The 22,471-nt window shown below is 71.4% G+C and carries 15 protein-coding genes; all 15 read left to right on the top strand.

The features are described from left to right. Positions 1–59 precede the first annotated feature (59 nt). Positions 60–1,688, top strand: coding sequence for a F0F1 ATP synthase subunit alpha (gene atpA, locus EDF19_RS17635; RefSeq protein ID WP_123682152.1), 1,629 nt, complete (start codon positions 60–62; stop codon positions 1,686–1,688). Next, positions 1,689–2,591: a F0F1 ATP synthase subunit gamma gene (locus tag EDF19_RS17640; RefSeq protein ID WP_123682153.1), complete on the top strand. Its 903-nt coding sequence runs from the start codon at positions 1,689–1,691 to the stop codon at positions 2,589–2,591. Positions 2,592–2,638: 47 nt separating this feature from the next. Continuing rightward, a complete protein-coding gene (atpD, locus tag EDF19_RS17645) occupies positions 2,639–4,093 on the top strand; it encodes a F0F1 ATP synthase subunit beta (RefSeq protein WP_123682154.1) in 1,455 nt (484 codons plus the stop codon). Between the two features lies 1 nt (position 4,094). After that, positions 4,095–4,358, top strand: a complete 264-nt coding sequence (locus tag EDF19_RS17650; RefSeq protein WP_110902146.1) for a F0F1 ATP synthase subunit epsilon — start codon at positions 4,095–4,097, stop codon at positions 4,356–4,358. A 5-nt stretch (positions 4,359–4,363) separates the two neighbouring features. Further along, positions 4,364–5,125 (top strand): YaaA family protein, encoded by a 762-nt coding sequence (locus EDF19_RS17655; protein ID WP_123682155.1) that lies wholly within the window; start codon positions 4,364–4,366, stop codon positions 5,123–5,125. A 117-nt stretch (positions 5,126–5,242) separates the two neighbouring features. Then, positions 5,243–5,809: a hypothetical protein gene (locus tag EDF19_RS19460; protein WP_260217271.1), complete on the top strand. Its 567-nt coding sequence runs from the start codon at positions 5,243–5,245 to the stop codon at positions 5,807–5,809. 25 nt (positions 5,810–5,834) lie between these two features. Then, complete coding sequence (locus tag EDF19_RS17660; RefSeq protein ID WP_260217272.1) at positions 5,835–6,656, top strand: FHA domain-containing protein; 822 nt, start codon at positions 5,835–5,837, stop codon at positions 6,654–6,656. A gap of 3 nt (positions 6,657–6,659) precedes the next feature. After that, positions 6,660–7,481, top strand: coding sequence for a PP2C family serine/threonine-protein phosphatase (locus tag EDF19_RS17665; RefSeq protein WP_123682157.1), 822 nt, complete (start codon positions 6,660–6,662; stop codon positions 7,479–7,481). 132 nt (positions 7,482–7,613) lie between these two features. Then, entirely contained in the window at positions 7,614–9,026 is a 1,413-nt protein-coding gene (locus tag EDF19_RS17670; protein WP_123682158.1) for a serine/threonine-protein kinase, read from the top strand. Next, positions 8,999–14,893, top strand: a complete 5,895-nt coding sequence (locus tag EDF19_RS17675; RefSeq protein WP_123682159.1) for an Ig-like domain-containing protein — start codon at positions 8,999–9,001, stop codon at positions 14,891–14,893. Before EDF19_RS17670 ends, EDF19_RS17675 begins: the two co-directional genes overlap by 28 nt. Positions 14,894–14,956: 63 nt before the next feature. Next, positions 14,957–15,928 carry a MoxR family ATPase gene (locus EDF19_RS17680; protein ID WP_123682160.1) on the top strand — a complete coding sequence of 324 codons (972 nt, stop codon included), beginning with the start codon at positions 14,957–14,959 and terminating at the stop codon, positions 15,926–15,928. Positions 15,929–16,026: 98 nt separating this feature from the next. After that, positions 16,027–17,340 carry a DUF58 domain-containing protein gene (locus EDF19_RS17685; protein ID WP_260217273.1) on the top strand — a complete coding sequence of 438 codons (1,314 nt, stop codon included), beginning with the start codon at positions 16,027–16,029 and terminating at the stop codon, positions 17,338–17,340. Continuing rightward, a complete protein-coding gene (locus EDF19_RS17690) occupies positions 17,337–19,727 on the top strand; it encodes a DUF3488 domain-containing protein (RefSeq protein ID WP_123682162.1) in 2,391 nt (796 codons plus the stop codon). The genes EDF19_RS17685 and EDF19_RS17690 overlap by 4 nt, the downstream gene beginning before the upstream one ends. 60 nt (positions 19,728–19,787) lie before the next feature. Beyond that, on the top strand, positions 19,788–21,686 hold the full coding sequence (locus EDF19_RS17695; protein ID WP_123682163.1) for a zinc-ribbon domain-containing protein: 1,899 nt from the start codon (positions 19,788–19,790) through the stop codon (positions 21,684–21,686). A 65-nt stretch (positions 21,687–21,751) separates the two neighbouring features. After that, entirely contained in the window at positions 21,752–22,444 is a 693-nt protein-coding gene (locus EDF19_RS17700; RefSeq protein WP_123682164.1) for a hypothetical protein, read from the top strand. The last annotated feature ends 27 nt before the right edge of the window (positions 22,445–22,471 follow it).

The raw sequence follows: 22,471 nt of genomic DNA on the forward strand, positions 1-22,471 counted from the left end.
GTCCGGCAGCGTCACCCTCTCGGAGCCGAAGGGCCCCGGAAAACCACAAGGAAAATCCCATGGCAGACATCACCATCAGCCCCGATGAGATCCGTGATGCCCTGAAGGACTTCGTCTCGAACTACGAGCCGACGAAGGCCTCCACGGCCGAGGTCGGGCACGTCACCGACGCCGGTGACGGCATCGCGCACGTCGAGGGCCTCCCCGGCGTCATGGCCAACGAGCTCATCCGCTTCGCGGACGGCACGCTCGGCCTCGCGCAGAACCTCGACGAAGACGAGATCGGCGCGATCGTGCTCGGCGAGTTCGCCGGTATCGAAGAAGGCATGGAAGTCACGCGCACCGGCGAGGTCCTCTCGGCCCCCGTCGGCGACGGCTTCCTCGGCCGCGTCGTCGACCCGCTCGGCGCTCCGATCGACGGTCTCGGCGAGATCGCCGCAGAGGGCCGTCGTGCACTCGAGCTCCAGGCCCCCGGCGTCATGTCGCGCAAGTCGGTCCACGAGCCGCTGCAGACCGGCATCAAGGCCATCGACGCGATGATCCCCGTCGGCCGCGGTCAGCGTCAGCTGATCATCGGCGACCGCCAGACCGGCAAGACGGCCATCGCGATCGACACGATCATCAACCAGAAGGCCAACTGGGAGTCCGGCGACGAGGACAAGCAGGTTCGCTGCATCTACGTCGCCATCGGTCAGAAGGGCTCCACGATCGCCTCCGTCAAGGGCGCGCTCGAGGACGCCGGTGCGATGGAGTACACCACCATCGTCGCCGCCCCGGCCTCCGACCCGGCTGGCTTCAAGTACCTCGCCCCGTACACCGGTTCGGCCATCGGCCAGCACTGGATGTACGCCGGCAAGCACGTCCTCATCATCTTCGATGACCTGTCGAAGCAGGCCGAGGCCTACCGTGCGGTGTCGCTCCTCCTGCGTCGTCCGCCGGGCCGCGAGGCCTACCCGGGTGACGTCTTCTACCTGCACTCCCGTCTGCTGGAGCGTTGCGCGAAGCTGTCCGACGAGCTCGGCGCCGGCTCGATGACGGGTCTCCCGATCATCGAGACCAAGGCGAACGACGTCTCGGCGTACATCCCGACCAACGTCATCTCCATCACCGACGGCCAGATCTTCCTGCAGTCGGACCTCTTCAACGCGAACCAGCGTCCGGCCGTCGACGTGGGCATCTCGGTGTCCCGCGTCGGTGGTGACGCCCAGGTGAAGTCGATCAAGAAGGTCTCCGGCACGCTGAAGCTCGAGCTGGCGCAGTACCGCTCCCTCGAGGCGTTCGCGATGTTCGCGTCCGACCTCGACCAGGCGTCGCGTCGTCAGCTGGACCGTGGTGCGCGTCTGACCGAGCTCCTCAAGCAGCCGCAGTACTCGCCGTACCCGGTCGAGGAGCAGGTCGTCTCGATCTGGGCCGGCACGAACGGCAAGCTCGACACCGTCCCGGTGCCGGACGTGCTCCGCTTCGAGTCCGAGCTGCTCGACCACCTGCGTCGCAACTCCGACGTCCTCACGACGCTGCGCGAGACGAACCAGCTCAGCGACGACACGGTCGCCGAGATGTCGAAGCAGATCGACGAGTTCACGAAGAGCTTCCAGACGAGCGACGGCAAGACCCTCGGTTCCGAGCAGTTCGACGCGGCAGACGCCGAGGACGTCGACCAGGAGCAGATCGTCAAGGGTCGTCGCTAGATGGCAGCGCAGGTCCGGGTCTACCGCCAGCGAATCAAGTCCGCGAAGACCACGAAGAAGGTCACCCGCGCGATGGAGTTGATCTCGGCGTCGCGGATCCAGAAGGCGCAGGCGCGCATGGCTGCGTCCGGCCCGTACTCGCGAGCCGTGACGCGCGCGGTGTCGGCCGTGGCGACGTTCTCGAACGTCGACCACGTGCTGACCACCGAGCCGGAGTCGTCGACCCGTGCTGCCGTGGTGCTGTTCACCTCGGACCGCGGCCTGAACGGCGCGTTCAGCACGAACGTCCTCAAGCAGGGCGAGGAGCTCGCCTCCCTGCTCCGCAGCGAGGGCAAGGACGTCGTCTACTACCTGGTCGGTCGCAAGTCCGTCGGGTACTTCGCGTTCCGTGAGCGTTCGTCCGAGCAGCAGTGGGTCGGCAACACCGACCAGCCCGAGTTCTCGACGGCCAAGGAGATCGGCGACGCCGTCGTGGCGAAGTTCCTCCAGGACACGGCCGAGGGCGGCGTGGACGAGATCCACATCGTGTTCAACCGGTTCCTGAGCCTCGCGACGCAGGAGCCGCAGGTCGTTCGCCTGCTGCCCCTCGAGGTCGTGGAGGGCATCGAGGAGCCCGAGGGCAACGAGCCCCTGCCGCTCTACGAGTTCGAGCCGGACGCCGATGCGGTGCTCGACTCGCTGCTCCCGGTCTACATCGAGAGCCGCATCTTCAACGCCATGCTGCAGTCGGCTGCTTCCGAGCACGCCGCGCGACAGAAGGCGATGAAGGCTGCGAGCGACAACGCGGACTCGCTGATCCGTGACTTCACCCGACTCGCGAACAACGCGCGTCAGGCGGAGATCACGCAGCAGATCTCCGAGATCGTCGGCGGCGCCGACGCACTCTCGTCGAAGAAGAAGTAGTCCGCGTCGTTCGCGGACAGATACCCACCCTCAGGAAGGCACCAGCCATGACCGACACCGCAACCACCGCGGTCGAGACGTCGTCGGCGCCCGGTGTCGGCCGGATCGCCCGTGTCACGGGTCCCGTCGTCGACATCGAGTTCCCCCACGACGCAATCCCGGAGATGTACAACCTCCTGTTCACGACGATCACCATCGGTGACTCGTCGCAGGAGATCGGCCTCGAGGTCGCCCAGCACCTGGGCGACGACCTGGTCCGTGCCATCTCCCTGAAGCCGACCGACGGCCTGGTCCGTGGCCAGGAGGTCCGTGACTCGGGCGCTCCGATCTCGGTCCCCGTCGGCGACGTCACCAAGGGCAAGGTCTTCGACGTCCTCGGCAACGTGCTCAACACGGACGAGAAGCTCGAGATCACCGAGCGCTGGCCGATCCACCGCAAGGCCCCGGCCTTCGACCAGCTCGAGTCCAAGACCTCGATGTTCGAGACCGGCATCAAGTCGATCGACCTCCTCACCCCGTACGTGCAGGGTGGCAAGATCGGTCTCTTCGGTGGTGCGGGCGTCGGCAAGACCGTCCTCATCCAGGAGATGATCCAGCGCGTCGCGCAGGACCACGGCGGTGTGTCGGTGTTCGCCGGTGTCGGCGAGCGCACCCGTGAGGGCAACGACCTCATCGGTGAGATGGAAGAGGCGGGGGTCTTCGACAAGACGGCCCTCGTGTTCGGCCAGATGGACGAGCCGCCGGGAACGCGTCTCCGCGTGGCCCTGTCGGCGCTGACGATGGCGGAGTACTTCCGCGATGTCCAGAAGCAGGACGTGCTCCTCTTCATCGACAACATCTTCCGCTTCACGCAGGCCGGCTCCGAAGTCTCGACGCTGCTCGGCCGCATGCCGTCCGCCGTGGGCTACCAGCCCAACCTCGCCGACGAGATGGGTGTGCTCCAGGAGCGCATCACCTCGACGCGTGGTCACTCGATCACCTCGCTGCAGGCGATCTACGTGCCGGCTGACGACTACACCGACCCGGCTCCGGCCACCACGTTCGCGCACCTCGACGCGACGACCGAGCTCTCCCGTGAGATCGCGTCGCAGGGTCTGTACCCCGCGATCGACCCGCTGACCTCGACGTCGCGCATCATGGACCCGCGGTACCTGGGCGCCGACCACTACGAGACGGCCACGCGCGTCAAGCAGATCCTCCAGAAGAACAAGGAACTGCAGGAGATCATCGCCATCCTCGGTGTCGACGAGCTCTCCGAAGAGGACAAGATCACGGTCGAGCGCGCTCGTCGTATCCAGCAGTTCCTCTCACAGAACACGTACATGGCGAAGAAGTTCACGGGTGTCGAGGGCTCCACGGTGCCGCTCAAGGACACCATCGAGTCCTTCCGCGCCATCGCCGACGGCGAGTTCGACCACGTTGCGACGCAGGCGTTCTTCAACGTCGGTGGCATCAGCGACGTGGAAGAGAAGTGGGCTCAGATCCAGAAGGAGAACCGCTGACATGGCGGGTCTCACCGTGAGCGTCGTCTCGGCCGACCGCGAGGTCTGGTCGGGCGACACCACCATGGTCGTCGCACGCACGACAGAGGGCCAGATCGGCATCCTCGCCGGACACGAGCCGATGCTCGCGATCCTGGCGCAGGGTCAGGTCCGCATCACGCGGGCCGACGGGTCGACCGTCGCGGTCGACGCCGAGGACGGCTTCCTGTCGGTCGAGCACGACACGGTGACGATCGTCGCGCGGCAGGCCGCGCTGGCGTCCTGACCGGACTGACCGTCCTCCTCCCGCCTTCGGAGACGAAGCGGGAGGGTGGGGACACGGGCCGCACGCTCGATCTGCGTGCGCTCTCGTTCCCGGAACTGATCGATGAGCGGGCCGCGGTGATCACCGCGGCCCGCTCCGTCAGTTCCGAGGAGTCCTCTGCCCGGGCGGCTCTGAAGCTCGGTCCGAAGTCCGTCTCCGAGCGCTTGCGCAACCTGGAGCTGGACACCTCGGGCACGATGCCGGCGATCGAGCGGTACACGGGGGTCCTCTACGACCCCCTCGTCGCGCAGGACGCGGACGACGCGACGCGCGCGTGGTGGTTCGATCACGTCGTCGTCCAGTCGGCCATGTTCGGCCCGATCGGCGCGGGGGACCCGATCCCGGCGTACCGGCTGTCGCACGACTCGCGGCTCGGCTCGCTGCGTCTCGCGTCGCACTGGCCGGCGGTCTCGTCGCGGGTCCTCGAGTCGCGCACGGACGGCCTCGTCCTCGACCTGCGGTCCGAGGGCTACCGCCAGCTCGGCCCGGTTCCCGGTGCGGTGGCACCGCGGGTCGTGAGCGTGGACGGCTCCGGTCGTCGTCGGGCGCTCAACCACTGGAACAAGACGGCCAAGGGTCGCCTCGTCGCGCTCCTCGGGCGCACCGGTGCCGACGTCTCGTCGATGGAGGCCCTAGTCGCGTGGGCCGCCGAGTCCGGTGTCGTGTTCGAACGCGGCGACGACGGGTGGGACCTCGTCGCGGAGAGCCTCGAGCCCGTCGCCGTCTGATCACGATCCCTCCGCCCCGCACAGTCCTTCCTCAACAGGACCGTGCGGGGCGTCGTCGTTCCACAGATGGTCGGTTCACCCCGGCCTGGAGGCCCTGCTCGCGCTTCGATTGCGTGCATGATCCCCAGCACCGCTCGTTCCGACCACGAGACCGCCGTCCGTTTCCCTCGCGAGATCGCCGCTGCGGTCACCCTCCCCGCCGCTGCGGCAGCGCTCGTGGCCGTCGGGACCGTCGGGACCGTCGGGCTCACGCCCGCCGCGGCGACCGCGATCGTCACCGCCTGCGGTGCTCTCGCGACGCGGATGGCGCTCGTCGGGTTCGTCGCGGATGTCGATGCCCCCGCCCCGCGGTCGATCCGGTCCTTCGATCCCTTCGACGACGCCGTGCCGCCGGCACTCCTCGGGTTCGGCCCGGAGCCACCGCGCGACCGTGTGCGCACGGCGGGCGACCGGTGTGCTGAGTCGTGGCGGATGTGGCGCGCCGACGACGGTTCGCCGGACGCGGCCACGGGGGCTGCCGGAGCCCTGGCCGTCGGCGCGTGGTGCGCGTGGGCGCTGGGGTCGTCCGCCCGCGCCGAGACCCGGTCGCGGTACGCGCTCGAGACCCGTCCGGACGACCCGCTCGCCGGACTCGTGCTCCGGTCGGTCCTGGCGGACAGTCGCCCGTCGTGGGAGCGCCGCTGATGCCGAGCGGACCGCATCGTCTACGGTGGAGTGGACCACGCTCGAAGGGGAACGGTTGCGCGACGACGACAACGACGACACCGTCATCCGACGACCCCGCGGCGCGCTCTCGAGCGACCGTGTCGGCGACGCCCTGGACGACACCGTCATCCGGCCGCCGGGAGACCCTGCCGATGCGGGGTCGCCCCTGGACGACACCGTCATCCGTGCCCCCGGCTCCCGGCCCACGCTCGAGCCGATCCCCGCTGCGCCCGGCGCCGCTGTGGCCGGAGTCGACGCGCCCGACCTCGACGCGCCAGACCTCGACGACACCGTCGTCCGTGCACCAGGGCGACCACCCGGAGCGCCGAGCCGGTCCGGTCCTGGTGATCCGGGCCTCCCGGCCACCGCGTCCACCGAGCCCGCGCGACGTGTGCCGTCGGTGCGGATCGCCGACCGGACGTTCCGACTCGACCGGCCGGTCGTCGTCGGCCGTCGGCCGTCGTTGCCGCGCGTCGCGCACGGAACGGAACCGGAACTCGTCACGGTGCGGTCGTCGAACGGCCAGGTGTCGTCGACGCACGTCCGACTGCACGCCGAGGGCGAGGCCGTCGTCGTGCAGGACCTCCGTTCGACGAACGGCACCGTCATCCGACCGGCCGGCGCCCCCGCGTACCGCATGCCGTCGGGTGCGTCGATCGTCGCGCTGACGGGTACGGTAGTCGAGATCGGTGACGGCAACGCCATCGAGGTCCTGTCCCCGTACCTCCGGGTCGCACCGACGACGGACGGACTCCCACCGGTTCCCCCGTGGCCCACCGATCAGACAGCACACGGCACGCCCCGAACCCCCAGAGAGCGATCCTGAAACGTGACCGAACTCGGCCGAGCAGCGACTGCGCACGCCATCGACGTCCCCGGTGCCGACGGTGCCTCCCTCACCCTCTCGTGGGGAGCAGCGACCGACGTCGGACGTCGTCGTGACCACAACGAGGACAGCTACATCGTCGGGGCGCCGTTCTTCGTCGTCGCGGACGGCATGGGCGGCCACCTCGCGGGGGACCGCGCGAGCGACGCCGTCGTGCGTCGACTCGAGCAGATCACCCACGAGCCCTTCACGACTCGGCAGGGCATCCAGCGTGCGCTGCTGCTCGCCACGGCGGACATCGAGCGCGCCGCCGGTGGCAACGCGATCGGCGCCGGCACCACCGTCACGGGCATCGCGCTCGTCGCCTCCCTCGGGCAGCCTGCCGCGCTGGTGTTCAACGTCGGTGACTCACGGACCTACCGGATCGAGGACGGCGTGCTGCGCCGGGTCACGGTCGACCACTCGGTGGTGCAGGAGATGGTGGACGCCGGTCTGCTCCGTGCCGAGGACGCCGAGCAGCACCCGGACAGCAACGTCATCACCCGTGCCGTCGGGTTCGGCGAGCCGCCGGCACCGGACTGGTGGACCCTGCCGCTCCGCGCCGGTGACCGCTACATCGTGTGTTCCGACGGCCTCACGAAGGAGCTCGGCGATGCCGGCATCGGGCGCATCGCAGCACGGGTGCCCGGCGCCCAGGAGCTCGCCGAGCGACTCGTCGGCGACGCCGTGATCGCCGGTGGGCGCGACAACGTGACGGTCGTCGTGCTCCAGGTCGATGCCGCCCCCGACGACGGCGACCTCGAGGACACGCTGCCCCGGCACTGAGGAGACCCCCCGAACTGGGGGACTCGGCCGTCGCTCCGTGCAGCAGAGTGCGGAATGTCGGTCACCAACGGTTCGTAGAATGACTGGGCCACGACGAGAGAGCTGGCCGCTCGGCCGGGGGAGGAGAGGACCATGGCGCGACGCCTGCCGTCCAACCCGCCCGTGATCGGTGGGTTCAGTCCCGTGCACGTCCTCGGCTCCGGCGGGTTCGCCGACGTGTTCCTCTACGAGCAGGACATGCCCCGGCGTCAGGTCGCGGTCAAGGTCCTCCTCGACGAGGTCGTCGACGACCGCGTCCGACAGATGTTCCAGGCCGAGGCCAACCTGATGGCGCGGCTCAGCACGCACCCCTCGATCCTCACCGTCTTCCAGGCGAGCGTCGCGGCCGACGGTCGTCCGTACCTCGTGATGGAGCTGTGCTCCTCGTCGCTGAGCGAACGCTACCGCCGCGAACCGATCCCGGTGTCGGAGGTCCTCGCCATCGGGATCCGCATCGGGTCCGCGCTCGAGACCGCGCACCGCGAGGGCGTCCTGCACCGCGACATCAAGCCGTCGAACATCCTGCTCACGGCGTACGGCAACCCGGTCCTGTCCGACTTCGGCATCGCCGCGACGATCGGCGGCACCGACCCGGACGAGCCCATCGGCATGTCGATCCCGTGGTCCGCACCAGAGGTCCTCATCGACGAGTCGCGCGGCACGATCCAGTCCGAGGTCTACTCGCTCGCGGCCACCGTGTACTCGCTGCTCGCCGGACGCAGCCCGTTCGAGATCCGCGGCGGCAAGAACGGTGCATCCGACCTGATGCACCGCATCGACAAGGGCGGCGTGAAGCCGACCGGGCGCACGGACGTCCCACCGTCGCTCGAGCGGCTGCTCGCCACGGCTCTGTCCCGCAAGGTGCAGTCCCGCCCGGCCACCGTGATGGAGCTCGTCCGCGGGTTCCAGCAGGTCGAAGCCGAGCTCGGGATCCCGCAGACCGCGGCGGACGTCGCGGTCGAGGCCTGGGCGCTCGCGACGCCGACGCCCGATGGTGACCGCACGATGATCCGAGAGCTCCAGCCGCCGACGCGGGTCGGCGGACGCCGTCGGACGCGCCGGGCCGTGCAGGGTGGCGTCGTCGCGGGTGGATCGCAGAGCGTCGGGACCGTGCACCGGACGGGTTCGGTCACGCGTGCCCGTCGCCGCACGAAGTCGACGCTCGTGTGGGCGACCTCGCTCGCGGTCGTCGTGGTCGCCGCACTCGCCATCGCGACGGTCGTCGTCGTCGGTCGCCTCGGCACCGGTGCGATCCCGGTCGTCGCCGACGTCCGCGCCGAGCCGGCCGCCGAGTCCGTCTCCTTCACGTGGGCGGACCCGGGGCTCCGGAGCGGCGACACCTACGTGATCTCGTCCAACGGAGCCTCGAGCCAGCAGTCCGGCACGACCTTCGTGGTCTCCGGGCAGCGCGGCGACGAGGAGTGCATCGCCGTCGCGGTGAACCGTGACGGCAAGACGGGCGCCGCGAGCGCGCAGAAGTGCGCGACGATCGGGAGCGCCGGGTGATCCGCGCCTTCCTCGCGAAGCACCGTTCCGCTGCGATCACGACGGGGGCTTCCGTACTCGTCGCCGCGGTCGTCGCCACCACCGCCATCGTCTCGACGGGCTACCACACGCAGCGCGTCGACCTCGGCGACGGCACCGTGTGGGTACCGTCCGCCGAGTACGGCGCGATCGGCCGCGCGAACACCGGCGTCCTCCAGCTCAACACCGCCGTCGAGACAGCGAGCGACGACCTCTCCGTGCTCCAGCGCGGGGCGACCGTCTACAGCGTCGACGAGACGAAGGGCACCGTCGCGAAGGTCGACGTCGCGGACGCCACCGTCGGCGACGCGGTCACGCTGCCTGCCGGCACCCCGCAGGTCTTCTTCGCCGGCGACACCGCGGTGATCGGCAACGGTGACACCGGCGAGCTCTGGGCGACGCCCGCCGCCGACCTCGCCGAGTTCGACGCCTCCACCAAGGCCGACCTGACCCTCGGCGCCGACGCCGTCTTCGACGCCTCGGACGGCCACGTGGCCGTGTTCTCCGCGAAGACGGGCACGGCGTCGCTCGTCGACGTCGGCACGACGCTCACCGTCGACCAGCGGTGGAAGGTCGACACGGACCGGGGCGACGACTACCAGGTCGCGACGTTCGACCGCCACCTCGCCGTCCTCGACCGCACGAGCGGTGCGCTCTCGATCGACGGCCGCACGGTCGAGCTCGGCGACCGCGTCGGGACGTCCCCGGCACTGCAGCGCTCGTCGGACAGTTCCACGCAGGTCACCGTCGCCGGGACGGCCGGCATCGTCCGGGTGAGCGCGTCGGGGAACGTCGACGCCACGTCGCTGCAGGTGTCCGGTCGCGCGGCACGCCCGTACGTCGACGGGTCCTGCACCTACGCCGCGTGGGCCGGTGGGCAGGCGCTCGACACGTGCTCGGGCAGTGCGCTCCAGCGGCTCGCGAGCACCGGCGGCACGAGCGAGATGCAGATCCTGCACAACGGGCAGACGATCGTCGCGAACGACCCGTCGAGCGGACGGTCCTGGGCGATCGACCGGAGCGGGCAGCTCATCGACAACTGGGCCGACCTGATCAAGCAGGACGACGAACAGCAGCAGGAGCAGGTCTCCGACGACGACCCCGAGGTCGACAAGGACCAGAAGCCGCCGGTCGCGGTCGACGACGACCTGGGCGCGCGTCCCGGACGCACCACGAGCCTGCCGGTCCTGCTCAACGACTACGACCCGAACGGCGACCCGATCATCGTGTCCGAGGTCGGGACGATCCCGGACTCCGCCGGTCGCGTCGCCATCGTGGCCGACGGGCAACGACTCCAGGTGACGCTGTCGTCCCGCGCCACCGGGACCGTGACGTTCCCGTACACGATCACCGACGGCAACGGCGGGTCCGACACCGCGACCGTCCGGGTCACGGTCCGACCCGAGACGGTGAACGAGGCGCCACGGCAGGTCCGGGACACCTCGGCCGACGTCGTCGAGAACGGGCACGTCGTCACGAACGTCCTCGGCGACTGGGTGGACCCCGACGGAGACCCCGTCTACCTGAAGTCCGCGACCGCCTCCGACGGCGACCGCGTGTCGACGACGCCGGACGGTCTGCTCGACTACCGCAACGACAGCGGCCGCACCGGCGACCGCTCAGTCCAGCTCGTCGTGAGCGACGGCCGGGCCGACGGACGCGGCTCCGTCACCGTCCACGTGGCGAAGCAGGGCAGCGTGCCGCTCCGGGCCGACCCGTTCCCCGTGCAGGGCTACGCCGGCAAGGCGTTCACGGCCGACCCGCTCGACCACGTCCGCGGCGGCAACGGCACCGTCACCCTGACGAGCGTCTCCTCCGTCTCCGGCCTGACGGTGACCCCGAGCTACGACGCCGGGACCTTCCGTGTGCAGGGCGCGTCGGCGGGGGACCACCAGCTCGAGTACACGGTGACCGACGGCGTGAAGACCTCGAGCGGCATCGTGCGGGTGACGATCCTCGCGCCGCCGGATGCCTCCTCCGCGCCCATCACCACGCCGAAGACGGTGTTCGTCAACACGCTGTCCACGAAGGACACCGACGTGACGGCCACGGACATCGACCCGGCGGGTGGCGTCCTGCTCGTGACCGCGCTCGACGGTCCGGCCAGGGGCAGCGGCGTCCGTGCGAGCATCCTCGACCAGCACACCGTGCGGGTCACGCTCACCACACCGCTCGACGGCCCGGTGTCGTTCGGGTACACCGAGACGAACGGACTCGCCTCGTCGACCGGCACGATCACCGTCGTGGAGATCCCGCGGCCGGACCGCATCCAGCCGCCCGTCGCGCAACCGGACACCGCGACCGTGCGCGTCGGCGACGTCGCGAACATCGACGTCCTGGCGAACGACACCCAGCCCGAGGGCGAGCCGCTGACGCTCCAGCCCGACCTGGTGCAGAACGTGCCGGGTGACGGTGGGCTGCTGTTCGCGTCCGGCGACCACCTGCGCTACCTCGCACCGAAGACCCCGGGCAACTACACCGCCGTCTACCGGGTCGCCGGGCCCGACGGCCAGTACGCCGACGCTGCGGTGTCCATCTCGGTGCGCGAGCGGGACGCGGCGACGAACAACCCGCCGGTGCCGCAGACCGTCACCGCACGGGTCGTCGCCGGCTCGTCGGTCCGCATCTCGGTGCCGCTGAACGGGATCGACCCGGACGGCGACTCCGTGCAGCTCGTGGGCGTCGGCTCCAACCCGGACAAGGGGTCCGTCACGGACGTCGCCTCGGACGCGCTGACCTACGAGGCCGGCGACTACTCCGCCGGCACCGACGAGTTCACCTACACGGTCGTCGACGCCCTGGGCTCCCGGGCGACCGGGACCGTCCGCGTCGGCATCGCACCGCGTGCCGAGCAGGCGTCGAACCCCGTCGCCGAGGCCGACCACGTCACGATCCGACCCGGCGGTTCGGTCACCGTCCGCGTGCTGCAGAACGACTCCGACCCCGAGGGCGGTCTGCTCACGGTGACCGGAGCCGACCCCACCGCCGACGACGTCACCGCCAAGGTCCTGCGGAAGCAGCAGATCCGCGTGACCCCGCCGAAGGCCGCGAAGTCGGGGGACTACGCCGTCCTCTACACGGTGGCGAACGCCAGCGGCGGGTCGAGCACCGCCTTCCTGACCGTCACCGTCGACCCGGACGCCCAGCCCCTCCGCCCCGAGGTGGACGACACGACCCTCGACCTGCAGGACATCCTGCACCGGCAGAGCGTCACCGTCGACGTGCTCGAGAACGTCTTCTTCGCCGAGGGCACGGCGGCCGACCTGCGCGTCGGCATCGTCGACGGCTACGGCGACAACGCCCGGCTCACGGACGACGGACGGATCTCGGTGCGGCTCACCGACGACTCGCAGGTGATCCCGTTCTCGGTCGCCCGCGTCGACCACCCCGACATCATCTCCTACGGCTTCATCAACGTGCCCGGGTTCGACGACGCCCTGCCGCAGATCAACCGGTCGGCCGGCGCCGTGACCGTGAAGAGCGAGGCGACGGTCAGCATCCCGCTGGCGGACTACGTCGTGACCGCGAACGGCAAGACCGCCACGATCACCGACCGCGGGACGGTCAAGGCGACCCACGCGAACGGCGACAGCCTGGTCGTCGACTCGTCGACGCTCCGGTTCACCTCGTCGAAGCTCTACTACGGCAACGCCTCGATCTCGTTCGAGGTCACCGACGGGTCCTCTGCGAACGGCGGCAAGGGCCGCGTCGCGACGCTCGTCCTGCCGATCACCGTGACGCCGCGGTCGAACCAGCCGCCGGCCTTCACCGGCTCCGCGCTCGAGATGCAGCCGGGCGAGACCCGGACGGTCGACCTGACGAAGCTGACCGACTACCCGTACCCGAAGGACCTGCCGGAGCTCCGGTACTCCGTGGTCAGCCGACCCGCTGCGGGCACCACCGCCACCATCGCGAAGCAGCAGCTGACGATCACGGTCGCCGACACCGCGAAGAAGAACTCCACCGCCGCGATCGGCATCGGCGTGACGGACGACGCCAACGCCGGTCGCGCGGGCACGGTGACCGTCGGCATCGTCGCGTCCACCCGGCCGCTCGTGCAGCCCGGCGCCGACCGCTCCGTCACCAAGCGCGGGGCGACGACGACGATCGACGTCCTGACGAACGACCAGCCGACGAACCCGTTCCCGGGGGAGCGGCTGCGAGTCGTGAACATCCGCGGCCTGTCCGGCGGCCTGCCGAGCGGAGTCTCCGTGACCCCGAGCGCCGACCGGTCGCGGCTGCAGGTGCGGGTGTCCGACACCGCCAAGCCCGTCGACGCGCACCTGCAATACCAGGTCGCCGACGCCACGAACGACCCGGACCGGTACGTCTGGGGCGACGTGACGATCTCCGTGCAGGACGTCCCCGACGCTCCGGGCATCCCGACGCGCACGGGGTCCTACGACGGCGGGCAGGTCACGCTCACCTGGTCGACGCCGCAGGGCAACAACTCGCCCATCACCGGCTACCGCGTCACGGGCACCAACGGCGTCTCGAAGAACTGCGGCACCGCCACGGTCTGCACGATCAACGGGCTCGACCCGAAGGCGTCGTACCGGTTCCAGGTCGTCGCCACCAACGCCGTCGGCGACTCCGACCCGTCCGCCCGGTCCTCGGCGATGAGCGCCGACTTCGTGCCCGCTCCGCCGAAGGGCATCACGGTCACGCCCAGCAGCTCCACGCCGAACCAGCTCGACGTGAAGTGGAACGCCGTGCCCGCTCCGAACCGGGGCAGCGCCGTCGACGACTACATCGTGACGATCGAGGGGCCGGGACTCTCCGCCACCCGCCACACCGGCACGGCCACGAGCACCGCCATCACCGGGGCGCAGAGCGCCGCGCAGTACAAGGTGACCGTCTCCGCTCGGAACGACGCCGACCGCAACGGCACCGTCGTGCAGTGGAACTCCGGTTCGGCCACCGGGACCGCGGTCGGGACCCCTGCAGTGCCGACCCTCAACGCATCGCGCGACACCTCGCCCGGCCGGACGTCGGTGTCGCTGAGCGCCACCGAGGGCGACTGGGCGGGCAGCGGACGCACCCTGACGATCGTCCGCTACCCACCGGGGGCGAACATCCCGTCCGGCTGCTCGACCACCGGCTCGGACAAGAAGTGGGACGGCGGCAGCGCCACCGACACGCTGAGCGCCAACGGGAACTTCCAGTACGTGGCACTCGCCGACAACGGCCTGTTCTGCACGCCGAGCCGAGCCGCGTCGGTCCAGGGGTACGCCGCCCCTGGAGCCGCCTCTGCCGACATCGCCGTCGAGAAGTTCAGCGACGACGACGGCACCTACGCCATCCGCATCCGCAACCCGCGCGCTCAGGCGAGCGCGAACGGCTCGATCGACCACTACGCGTACTCCGTGAACGGCGGCGGGCAGGTCACGTTCGGTGGCAACGGCACGTGGGTGAACGGAGTGGCCTACGGGTCCGCCGTCAGTGTCACGGTGGTGGCGTGTGCCGACGGCACGGCGAACTTCTGCGGTGACGGCACGACCGTGAACGACCTCCGTCCCGTGCAGACGCGCGCCTCGGTCCCCGACACCGTGACGGCCGGCACGCAGTTGACCGTCGGCGCTCCGCAGAACGGTGGCCTGCAGCCGTCCGGGTACCGGATCGTGTTCTGCGCCTCGCGCTACTTCGGGCTCTGCGGCGACGGTGCGGTGTACGCACCGGACGCGCTGCCGACGGTCGAGGACTCGTTGACCGCGCGGTACGTCTACGTCATCGGCATCGTCGACGGTCACGAGGACCCCACGTCGAACCCGCCGAGCGCGACGATCGCGGCAGCACCCGCCCCGGCACCCGACCCCGAGCCGGAACCCGACCCCTCGCCGACGTCCTAGCGCGATCCGTCACCCGTCCGCCCTACGCTGCCCCTACCGCCACCACAGAAGGATCGACACCGCATGAGCATGACCCCGGAGCAGGCCACCTGGTTCGCCGACGTCGCCGGCCGGATCGTGACCAACGTCGAGCAGGTGCTCCTCGGGAAGACGTTCGTGATCCGGCTCGCGGTCACGGCGATGCTCAGCGAGGGCCACCTCCTGCTCGAGGACGTGCCCGGCACCGGGAAGACGAGTCTGGCGCGCGCGATGGCCCAGAGCGTGCAGGGCACGACGAACCGCATCCAGTTCACACCGGACCTGCTGCCCGGTGACATCACGGGCATCAGCGTGTACGACCAGCGCACGCAGGAGTTCGACTTCCACCGCGGACCGGTCTTCGCGAACATCGTCCTCGCCGACGAGATCAACCGGGCGAGCCCGAAGACCCAGTCCGCCCTGCTCGAGGCGATGGAGGAGTCCGCGATCACGGTCGACGGCGTCAACCACCGCCTCGCCGCTCCGTTCATGGTCATCGCGACGCAGAACCCGATCGAGCAGGCCGGCACCTACCGCCTGCCCGAGGCGCAGCTCGACCGCTTCCTCATGAAGACCTCCATCGGCTACCCCGACCACGCCGCCACGGTCAAGATCCTCGAGACCTCGTCGGCGCCGTCGGCGTCGGTGCCGCTCGCGAGCGTCGTCCCGGCGGCGACGATCACCGAGATGGCGACGCTGGCCCGCACGGTGCACGTCGACGCCGTGATCGCGGACTACGTCGCACGTCTGGTCGACGCGACCCGATCCGCCAGCGAGGTCCGGCTCGGTGTCAGCGTCCGCGGTGCGATGGGGCTGATCCGCGCCTCGCGTGTGCTCGCGGCCCTGAGCGGCCGCCACTACGTCACCCCGGACGACGTCAAGGCACTCGCCGTGCCGGTCCTCGCACACCGCCTCGTCCTCGACGCCGAGGCCGAGTTCGACGGCGTCAGCGCGCCGAGCGTGATCGCGCAGCTGCTGGTGGAGACCCCGCCGCCCGCCGACCGAGTCACGACGTGACGGACCGCCGGCCCGTCTCCACGCGCTCGCGCCGTCCGTCCTCGACGCGGTCGCGTCGTGGCACGACGGCGTACGAGCGCACGGGGACGGTCGCCGGCATGACCAACGTCCGCACCCGGATCGTCGGCGACCGCGAGGGCGTCGCAGCGGATGCGGTCATCGGGATCGTGCGCGTGTGGGCGATGGCCTGGAGGCTCGTCACGCGTACCTGGGACGAGGTCTCGTCCGTCGTCACCGGGCTCGGCTGGACGGTCGCCGCGCTCACGCTCGTCGCGATCGTCGTCGGCTACCGGTTCGGTCTGCGCGAGATCGTGGTCGTCGGGTTCGCCGGCGCCGTGCTCGTGGTCGTCGCGGCGATCGCGCTCATCGGCCGTTCTCGTCTGCTGATCCGGATGCGCCTGCCGCAGCACCGGGTGGCCGTCGGCGACGAGGCCGGGGTCGTCGTCACCGCCGAGAACCCGACGCGTCTGCCGTCCGTCCCGACCACGGTCGAGGTCCCGGTCGGTGCCGGACTCGTCGACGTCGCCATCCCCGCGATCGGCCCACACGGCACGGTCGAGCGCGAGGTCCCGGTGCCGACGCTCCGCCGCGGCGTGCTCGACGTCGGACCGGTGACCGGCGTCCGTGCCGACCCGGTGGGACTCGTCCGCCGCGAGATCGTCTGGACGGCACGCGAGCAGGTCATCGTGCACCCCCGGACCATCGCCATCCCGTCGACGAGCACCGGTCTGGTCCGCGACCTCGAGGGGCAGGCGACGACCGACCTGTCCCCGGCGGACATCGCGTTCCACGCCATCCGCGAGTACATGCCCGGCGACGACCCGCGCACCATCCACTGGAAGTCGACGGCGAAGTCCGGCGCGCTCATGGTGCGCCAGTTCGAGGACACCCGCCGATCGCACCTCGTCGTCGCCCTGGGCATCGCCCGGAGCGAGTTCGCCGACGACGAGGAGTTCGAGCTCGCGGTCAGCGCTGCCGCGTCGCTCGGCGCCCGCGCGATCCGTGACGGCCGAGAGGTCTCCGTCGTCGTCTCCGAGCGCACGCCGGAGTTCGCCAAGCGTGCCGTCTACGCGGTGCGGTCGCTCCCGACGGTCACCCCGACCCGACTGCTCGACGACTTCGCGTCGGTCGGTCTGGCCGACGCCTGCCTGCCGATCGCCGAGGTCTCCCGCATCGCCGGCAGCGAGGCCGAGGGGATCTCGGTGGCCTTCCTGGTCGTCGGGTCCACGGTCGGGCTCCCCGCGCTCCGGCTCGCCGCGACCCGGTTCCCCGTCGGCGTCGAGGTCGTCGCCGTGATCTGCGAGCCCGAGGCCCAGCCGCGGTTCCTCCGGGTCGCCGGACTGACCGTCATGACCATCGGCTACCTGGACGACCTCCGCCACGCCCTGCACCGATCGGCCGCTGCCGCGTGAGCGCCGTCCAGACCCCTGCTCCGCCGGTCGACCGTCCACGTCGCTCGACCAGACGCTCCGACCGGCGCGACGCCCGGCGTCTCGCCCCGCTCCGGCTGGTCGGGGGCACGCTCATGGTGTGGCTCCTGCTGGCGGTCGCGAGCGTGTCGTGGTGGCCGGTCTACCGAGACGACTCGATGGTCGTCGCCGCGGTCACGGCGATCGTGTTCGGCAGCCTCGTCGCACTCGTCGGCACCGTCCTGCGCCTGCCCACCGTCGTGGTGGCGGTGGCGACGGTCGCGGCCTTCACCCTGACCGGCGTCCCCGCGGCGGTACCGGGCGAGGCGAACGGCCTGCTGCCCACCGGCCGTGGCCTCGTCGACCTCTTCGCGGGCGTGGCGCTCGGCTGGAAGCAGCTGGTGACCATCAGCCTGCCGGTCGGCTCCTACGAGGCGCTGCTCGTGCCGTACTTCGTCACGCTCCTCGTCGCCACGGTGACGGGCGTGAGCGTGGCGACCCGCGCCTCCAGGCAGGAACTCGCGGCCATCCCTGCACTGGTGCTCTTCGCGATCGGCGTGGTCGTGGGGCCGAGTCGGCTCGACACGTCCATCGTGACCGCCGTCGTCCTCGTCGGCATCGCCCTGGTCTGGGCGCTGACGGTGCGCCACGCGCGCCGCGCCGTGGCGGTCGCGACCACGATCGGTGCGAAGGTCTCGGTCACCCGGTCGGTGGTGCGTCCGGCGCTCGTCGGGACGGGCACGATCGTGGCGGCAGCGGTCGTCGCGACCGGCCTCGGACTCGTCGCGCCGCCGTCGGTGGGACGCACCGTCGCCCGGACGGACGTCGTGAAGCCGTTCGACCCGCGCGACTACGTCAGCCCGCTCAGCGGCTTCCGCGCGTACCAGGAACAGACCGCGGCGGACACTGCGCAGCTCCGGGTCAGCGGACTGCCCGAGAACGGGTTCGTGCGCATCGCGACCCTCGACACCTACGACGGGGTCGTGTACCGCGTCGGCGGCCCGGACGGATCCACCTCGTCCGGCACCTTCGAGCGCGTCCCGACCTCGGTGGACGTCCGCGGCGTCGACGGGACGACGGTCCGGGTCGGTGTGACGGTGGACGGCTACCGGGGCGTGTGGCTGCCGACCGTGGGTGACCTCGAGCGCGTCGAGTTCTCCGGCTCCGGCGCTGACGACGACCGGAGCGCGTTCTTCTACAACGCCTCGACCGGCACCGGCGCGGTCGTCGGTGGCGTCGGCGAGGGCACGTCCTACGACCTCACCGCGGTGATCCCGGACCAGCCCAGCGACGAGCAACTGGCATCGGCGCGACCGGGGAACGCCTCGGTCCCGACGGCGCGCGACGTGCCGGACGCCGTCCGCGAGACGGTCGAGTCGACGACCGCCGACGAGAGCGGCGCCGGCGCGAAGCTCGTCGCGATGATCCAGTCGCTCAAACGCACCGGGTACATCAGCCATGGCGTGGGCGACGACCGGGCGAGCCGCTCGGGGCACGGTGCCGACCGCATCCAGGAACTCCTGACGTCGCCGCTGATGATCGGCGACCAGGAGCAGTACGCCGCGGCAGCAGCCCTGATGGCTGACGACCTCGGCTTCCCGGCGCGCGTGGTGATGGGCTTCGCGGCGGGCGGCGACTCCGGCACGAGCACCGGGACGACCTCCGGTGGCACGACGACGTTCCGCGGATCGGACGTGACCGCGCGCATCGAGGTCGACACCGCCCAGTGGGGGTGGGTCATGCTCGACCCGAACCCGCCGGTCCGCGAGATCCCGGACGAGCAGCAGCAGACCCCGCAGCCCGTGACCCGCCCCGAGACCGTCGTGCCGCCGCCCCCGGTCACCCAGCTGGACCAGGACCAGCAGGCGCCACCGCAGACCGACCGGAACACGCCGCCCGTGCAGCCCCTCTGGCTGCAGATCCTGCTCGCGGCGCTGCCGTGGGCCCTCGGCACCCTCGGCTTCATCGCACTCGTGCTGCTGCCGTTCGCGGTGATCGTCCTGGCGAAACGGCTCCGTCGACGTCGGCGGCGTCGAGCCCCGACCCCGCGAGGCCGCATCGTCGGCGCATGGGACGAGTACCGTGACGCCCTGCTCGACCGCGGCCACGACGTGGCGCGCTCGTCGACGCGGCGCGAGGCCGTCGTCGGAGCGCCTGGTGACGGCGGGACCGGGCTCGCCGCACTGGCCGACCGCGCGGTGTTCGGTCCGAGCGACGTCGACACGACGACGGCCGACCGGATGTGGTCGGCGACCGACGACGCGATCGGCTCGTTGCGGAGCGGACGGACCCGTCGGGAACGGTTCCGCACGGCGGTGTCGTTGCGGTCGCTCCGGGCCGGCACCCCCCCGACGTTCCAGGGACGACCAGGGTCCGGCGGGCCGCGGTGACTACGATGGCCAGAGGCCTGGCGAGCGTCGTGCACGGCCGAGTGAGGACAGAGGCAACCCGTGATCAGATGCGAACACTGCGGATCGATGCTCCCGGACGGGGCGATCTTCTGCGGTGAGTGCGGACGTGCGGTGACCGCCGCCGCGAGCCGTCGCCCGGTCACCCAGGCTCCGGTGGAGCAGGCCCCGCCGCCACCCCTGCAGCAGCCCGACGCCCACGGCCGCCGCTCGGACCCCGCCACCGACGCGTGGCTGCCCGAGTCGACCCTCGACCCGGCCACCCGTGCGTGGCTGACCGGTGCCGACCGCCAGGAGACCGCGCAGCCTCCGGCGGTCCCGGTCCAGCGACCTGACGACTTCGCCCCGCGTGACGCTCCGTCGCACGTGCACGGCGCCGGTTCCGGACTGTCCGACTGGTCCGGTTCGTCGGAACCGGTCGAGGAGCCGCCGCTCGACCCGAACGCCTACCCGTCCGAGCCCGCCGAACCGACGGCCGACGACCCCGAGCGGACGCGCTTGTCGCCGCTCGACGAGGCGCGCGCGCAACAGCAGCAGCAGCAGGCTGCTCCGGTCTGGGCACCGCCGGTGGCACCCGTGCCGCCCGCAGCGCCCGCGGGGCCGTCCTGGTGGGTCGGACGTGGCGGGACTGCCGAGCCCGAGGCCGCTGCGCCGGTCGTCCCGCCCGTGCCCAGTGCGCCGCGCCCGGAGACCGCAGCAGCGTCCGACGGTACCGCCGACGCTGTGGACGCTGGCGTGGTCGATGCGCCGACCGGTGACGCCGCGGGCGATCCCGCCGCTGCCGACGCGCGTGACCAGTCCTCCGTGGTGGACGCACCCACCCCCGCTGGCGAGCCGGCCGCGGCACCCGAGGCCGACGTCGTCCAGCACGATGCCCCGCCGGTCGTCTCGCCGCCACAGCCGGGGGACACCGCGGTCGTCGAGCCGTTGGTCGACCGCCGTCCGGTCCGCCCAGCGCCGCTCGTGACGCCGGGCATGCACGCCACCACCATCTGCCACGTCTGCGGTAACCGCCTGGAGCCCGACGACATCTTCTGCGGCGAGTGCGGAGCGGTCCGTCCCGCCGTGACCGCCGCATTCACCGGACCGGTCGTCCCGTTGCCGATGGCACGCCCGGACTGGGCTGCCGAAGAGACCGACGGCGCCGACGAGTCCGGGGTGTCCGGGGAGTCTGGAGTGTCCGACGACGACGGTGCCAGTGACGTGCTCGGAGAGTCCGACGAGCTCGACGTGCCCGGTCCGCGCGCCGACGAGGTCCCGAGCAGCTCCGCCACCGCGCCGACCGCCGACCTCGCCGACTCGCAACCCTGGCTCCGCCGACCGCGTGGTGCCCACGCGGCACCGGAGCCAGCGCCCGAGCCGACTTCGGAGCGCTCAGCCGTCCCGCCGATGACACCGATCGCGCCGATCCCGGGCTCGGCGACCGCACCCTCCTCAGCGCCCTCGGCGACCCCCACCGACGGGTTCCCGCTCCGCGCCCCGCTGCCGCCCGTCCCGGGTGCGACCGGTCCCGTGACGCCGCCGCCGTCCGACCAGCGCCCCGAGTCGAGCGCCGTCGATGACGACCTCGACGCGGACGTCGACGAGACCCGTATCGTCGCGAAGACCCCGACGCGAGCACCCTTCGTCCTGCACTTCAGCACGGGCGAGCGCTTCGGCGTGCACGGCACCGGGTTGCTCGGCCGCCTGCCGCGTCCGCAGCCGGGGGAGCGCTACGACGACCTCCTGACCGTGCACGACCCGGGGAAGTCCGTCTCGAAGACCCACCTCGAACTCGGCCGCGACGGCGACGACCTGTGGGTGTCCGACCGGTTCTCCGGCAACGGCACCGTGGTGCGGCACATCGACGGGTCCATCCGTCGGTGCGAACCCGGCCGGCGCTACCGCGTCGAGCGGGGCGCACGCGTGGACATCGGGGAGCAGTTCTTCCTGGTGCAGTAGCCGCACTTCTCCACAGAAGTGCGAGTGGACCCCCGGCGCGTCCGGGGTTCTGCTGCGATGGACCCATGTCGCCGTTCACCGCCCGCTGCGTGCTCGTCGGCGCCGCGCTCGTGCTGGTGCTCGCGGGCGTCCTCGGCCCGGTGTCGGGGAGCGCCCGAGTGGTGCTCCTCGCGGCCGGTGCGTGCTGTGCGGTCCTCGACGTCGCGGTGCACCGGACGGCGACCGTCGCGGACACCGACGAACCGACGGTGGTCGTCGTGGAGCCATCGCAGGTCGGTGCCGACGCCAGAGCGACCGAGGTCGGTGCATCCGAGGACCGCGAGTCCGACGTCGGTGACCTCGACCGCAGCTCGTTCGACATCGTGACGCCGTCGCTCGTCCTCGGTCACCGGCCAGACGGCACGGCGCTGCGGGCGGCTCCCGATGCACACGTCGTCGTCACGGGGGCCGGCGTGCTCGCGGTCGCGGTCTTCCGGGCGATCGCCGAGCAGGTCCGCGAGCTCGCCGAGCCCGGGGACGAGGTCCGTCAGTCCACCACGACGGACCTGCCCGACGGCACCGCCGTGGTCGCCCGGGTCGACCGGGCGGGAACAGCTCGTGGCACGGTGGTGCTCGTCGCCGGCCTCGGCTCGACGCCGCGTGAGTGGGACGTCGCCGTCCACGTCACCCGGTACGGCTGTTCGGTGCGCCGGCCCGATGACCGACACGGCACGGTGGTCCGGCCGGTCCTCCCACTGCTGCGGGCCGATGCCGCGTGATGACGCGACGACCCGACCACCCGACGA

The organism is Curtobacterium sp. PhB115 (genome assembly GCF_003752025.1).
Taxonomy (GTDB): Bacteria; Actinomycetota; Actinomycetes; order Actinomycetales; family Microbacteriaceae; genus Curtobacterium.

Coding starts and splice junctions, on each gene's coding strand:
- atpA (WP_123682152.1), top strand. CDS start 60: ATGGCAGACATCACCATCAGCCCCGATGAGATCCGTGATGCCCTGAAG.
- EDF19_RS17640 (WP_123682153.1), top strand. CDS start 1,689: ATGGCAGCGCAGGTCCGGGTCTACCGCCAGCGAATCAAGTCCGCGAAG.
- atpD (WP_123682154.1), top strand. CDS start 2,639: ATGACCGACACCGCAACCACCGCGGTCGAGACGTCGTCGGCGCCCGGT.
- EDF19_RS17650 (WP_110902146.1), top strand. CDS start 4,095: ATGGCGGGTCTCACCGTGAGCGTCGTCTCGGCCGACCGCGAGGTCTGG.
- EDF19_RS19460 (WP_260217271.1), top strand. CDS start 5,243: ATGATCCCCAGCACCGCTCGTTCCGACCACGAGACCGCCGTCCGTTTC.
- EDF19_RS17670 (WP_123682158.1), top strand. CDS start 7,614: ATGGCGCGACGCCTGCCGTCCAACCCGCCCGTGATCGGTGGGTTCAGT.
- EDF19_RS17680 (WP_123682160.1), top strand. CDS start 14,957: ATGAGCATGACCCCGGAGCAGGCCACCTGGTTCGCCGACGTCGCCGGC.
- EDF19_RS17685 (WP_260217273.1), top strand. CDS start 16,027: ATGACCAACGTCCGCACCCGGATCGTCGGCGACCGCGAGGGCGTCGCA.
- EDF19_RS17700 (WP_123682164.1), top strand. CDS start 21,752: ATGTCGCCGTTCACCGCCCGCTGCGTGCTCGTCGGCGCCGCGCTCGTG.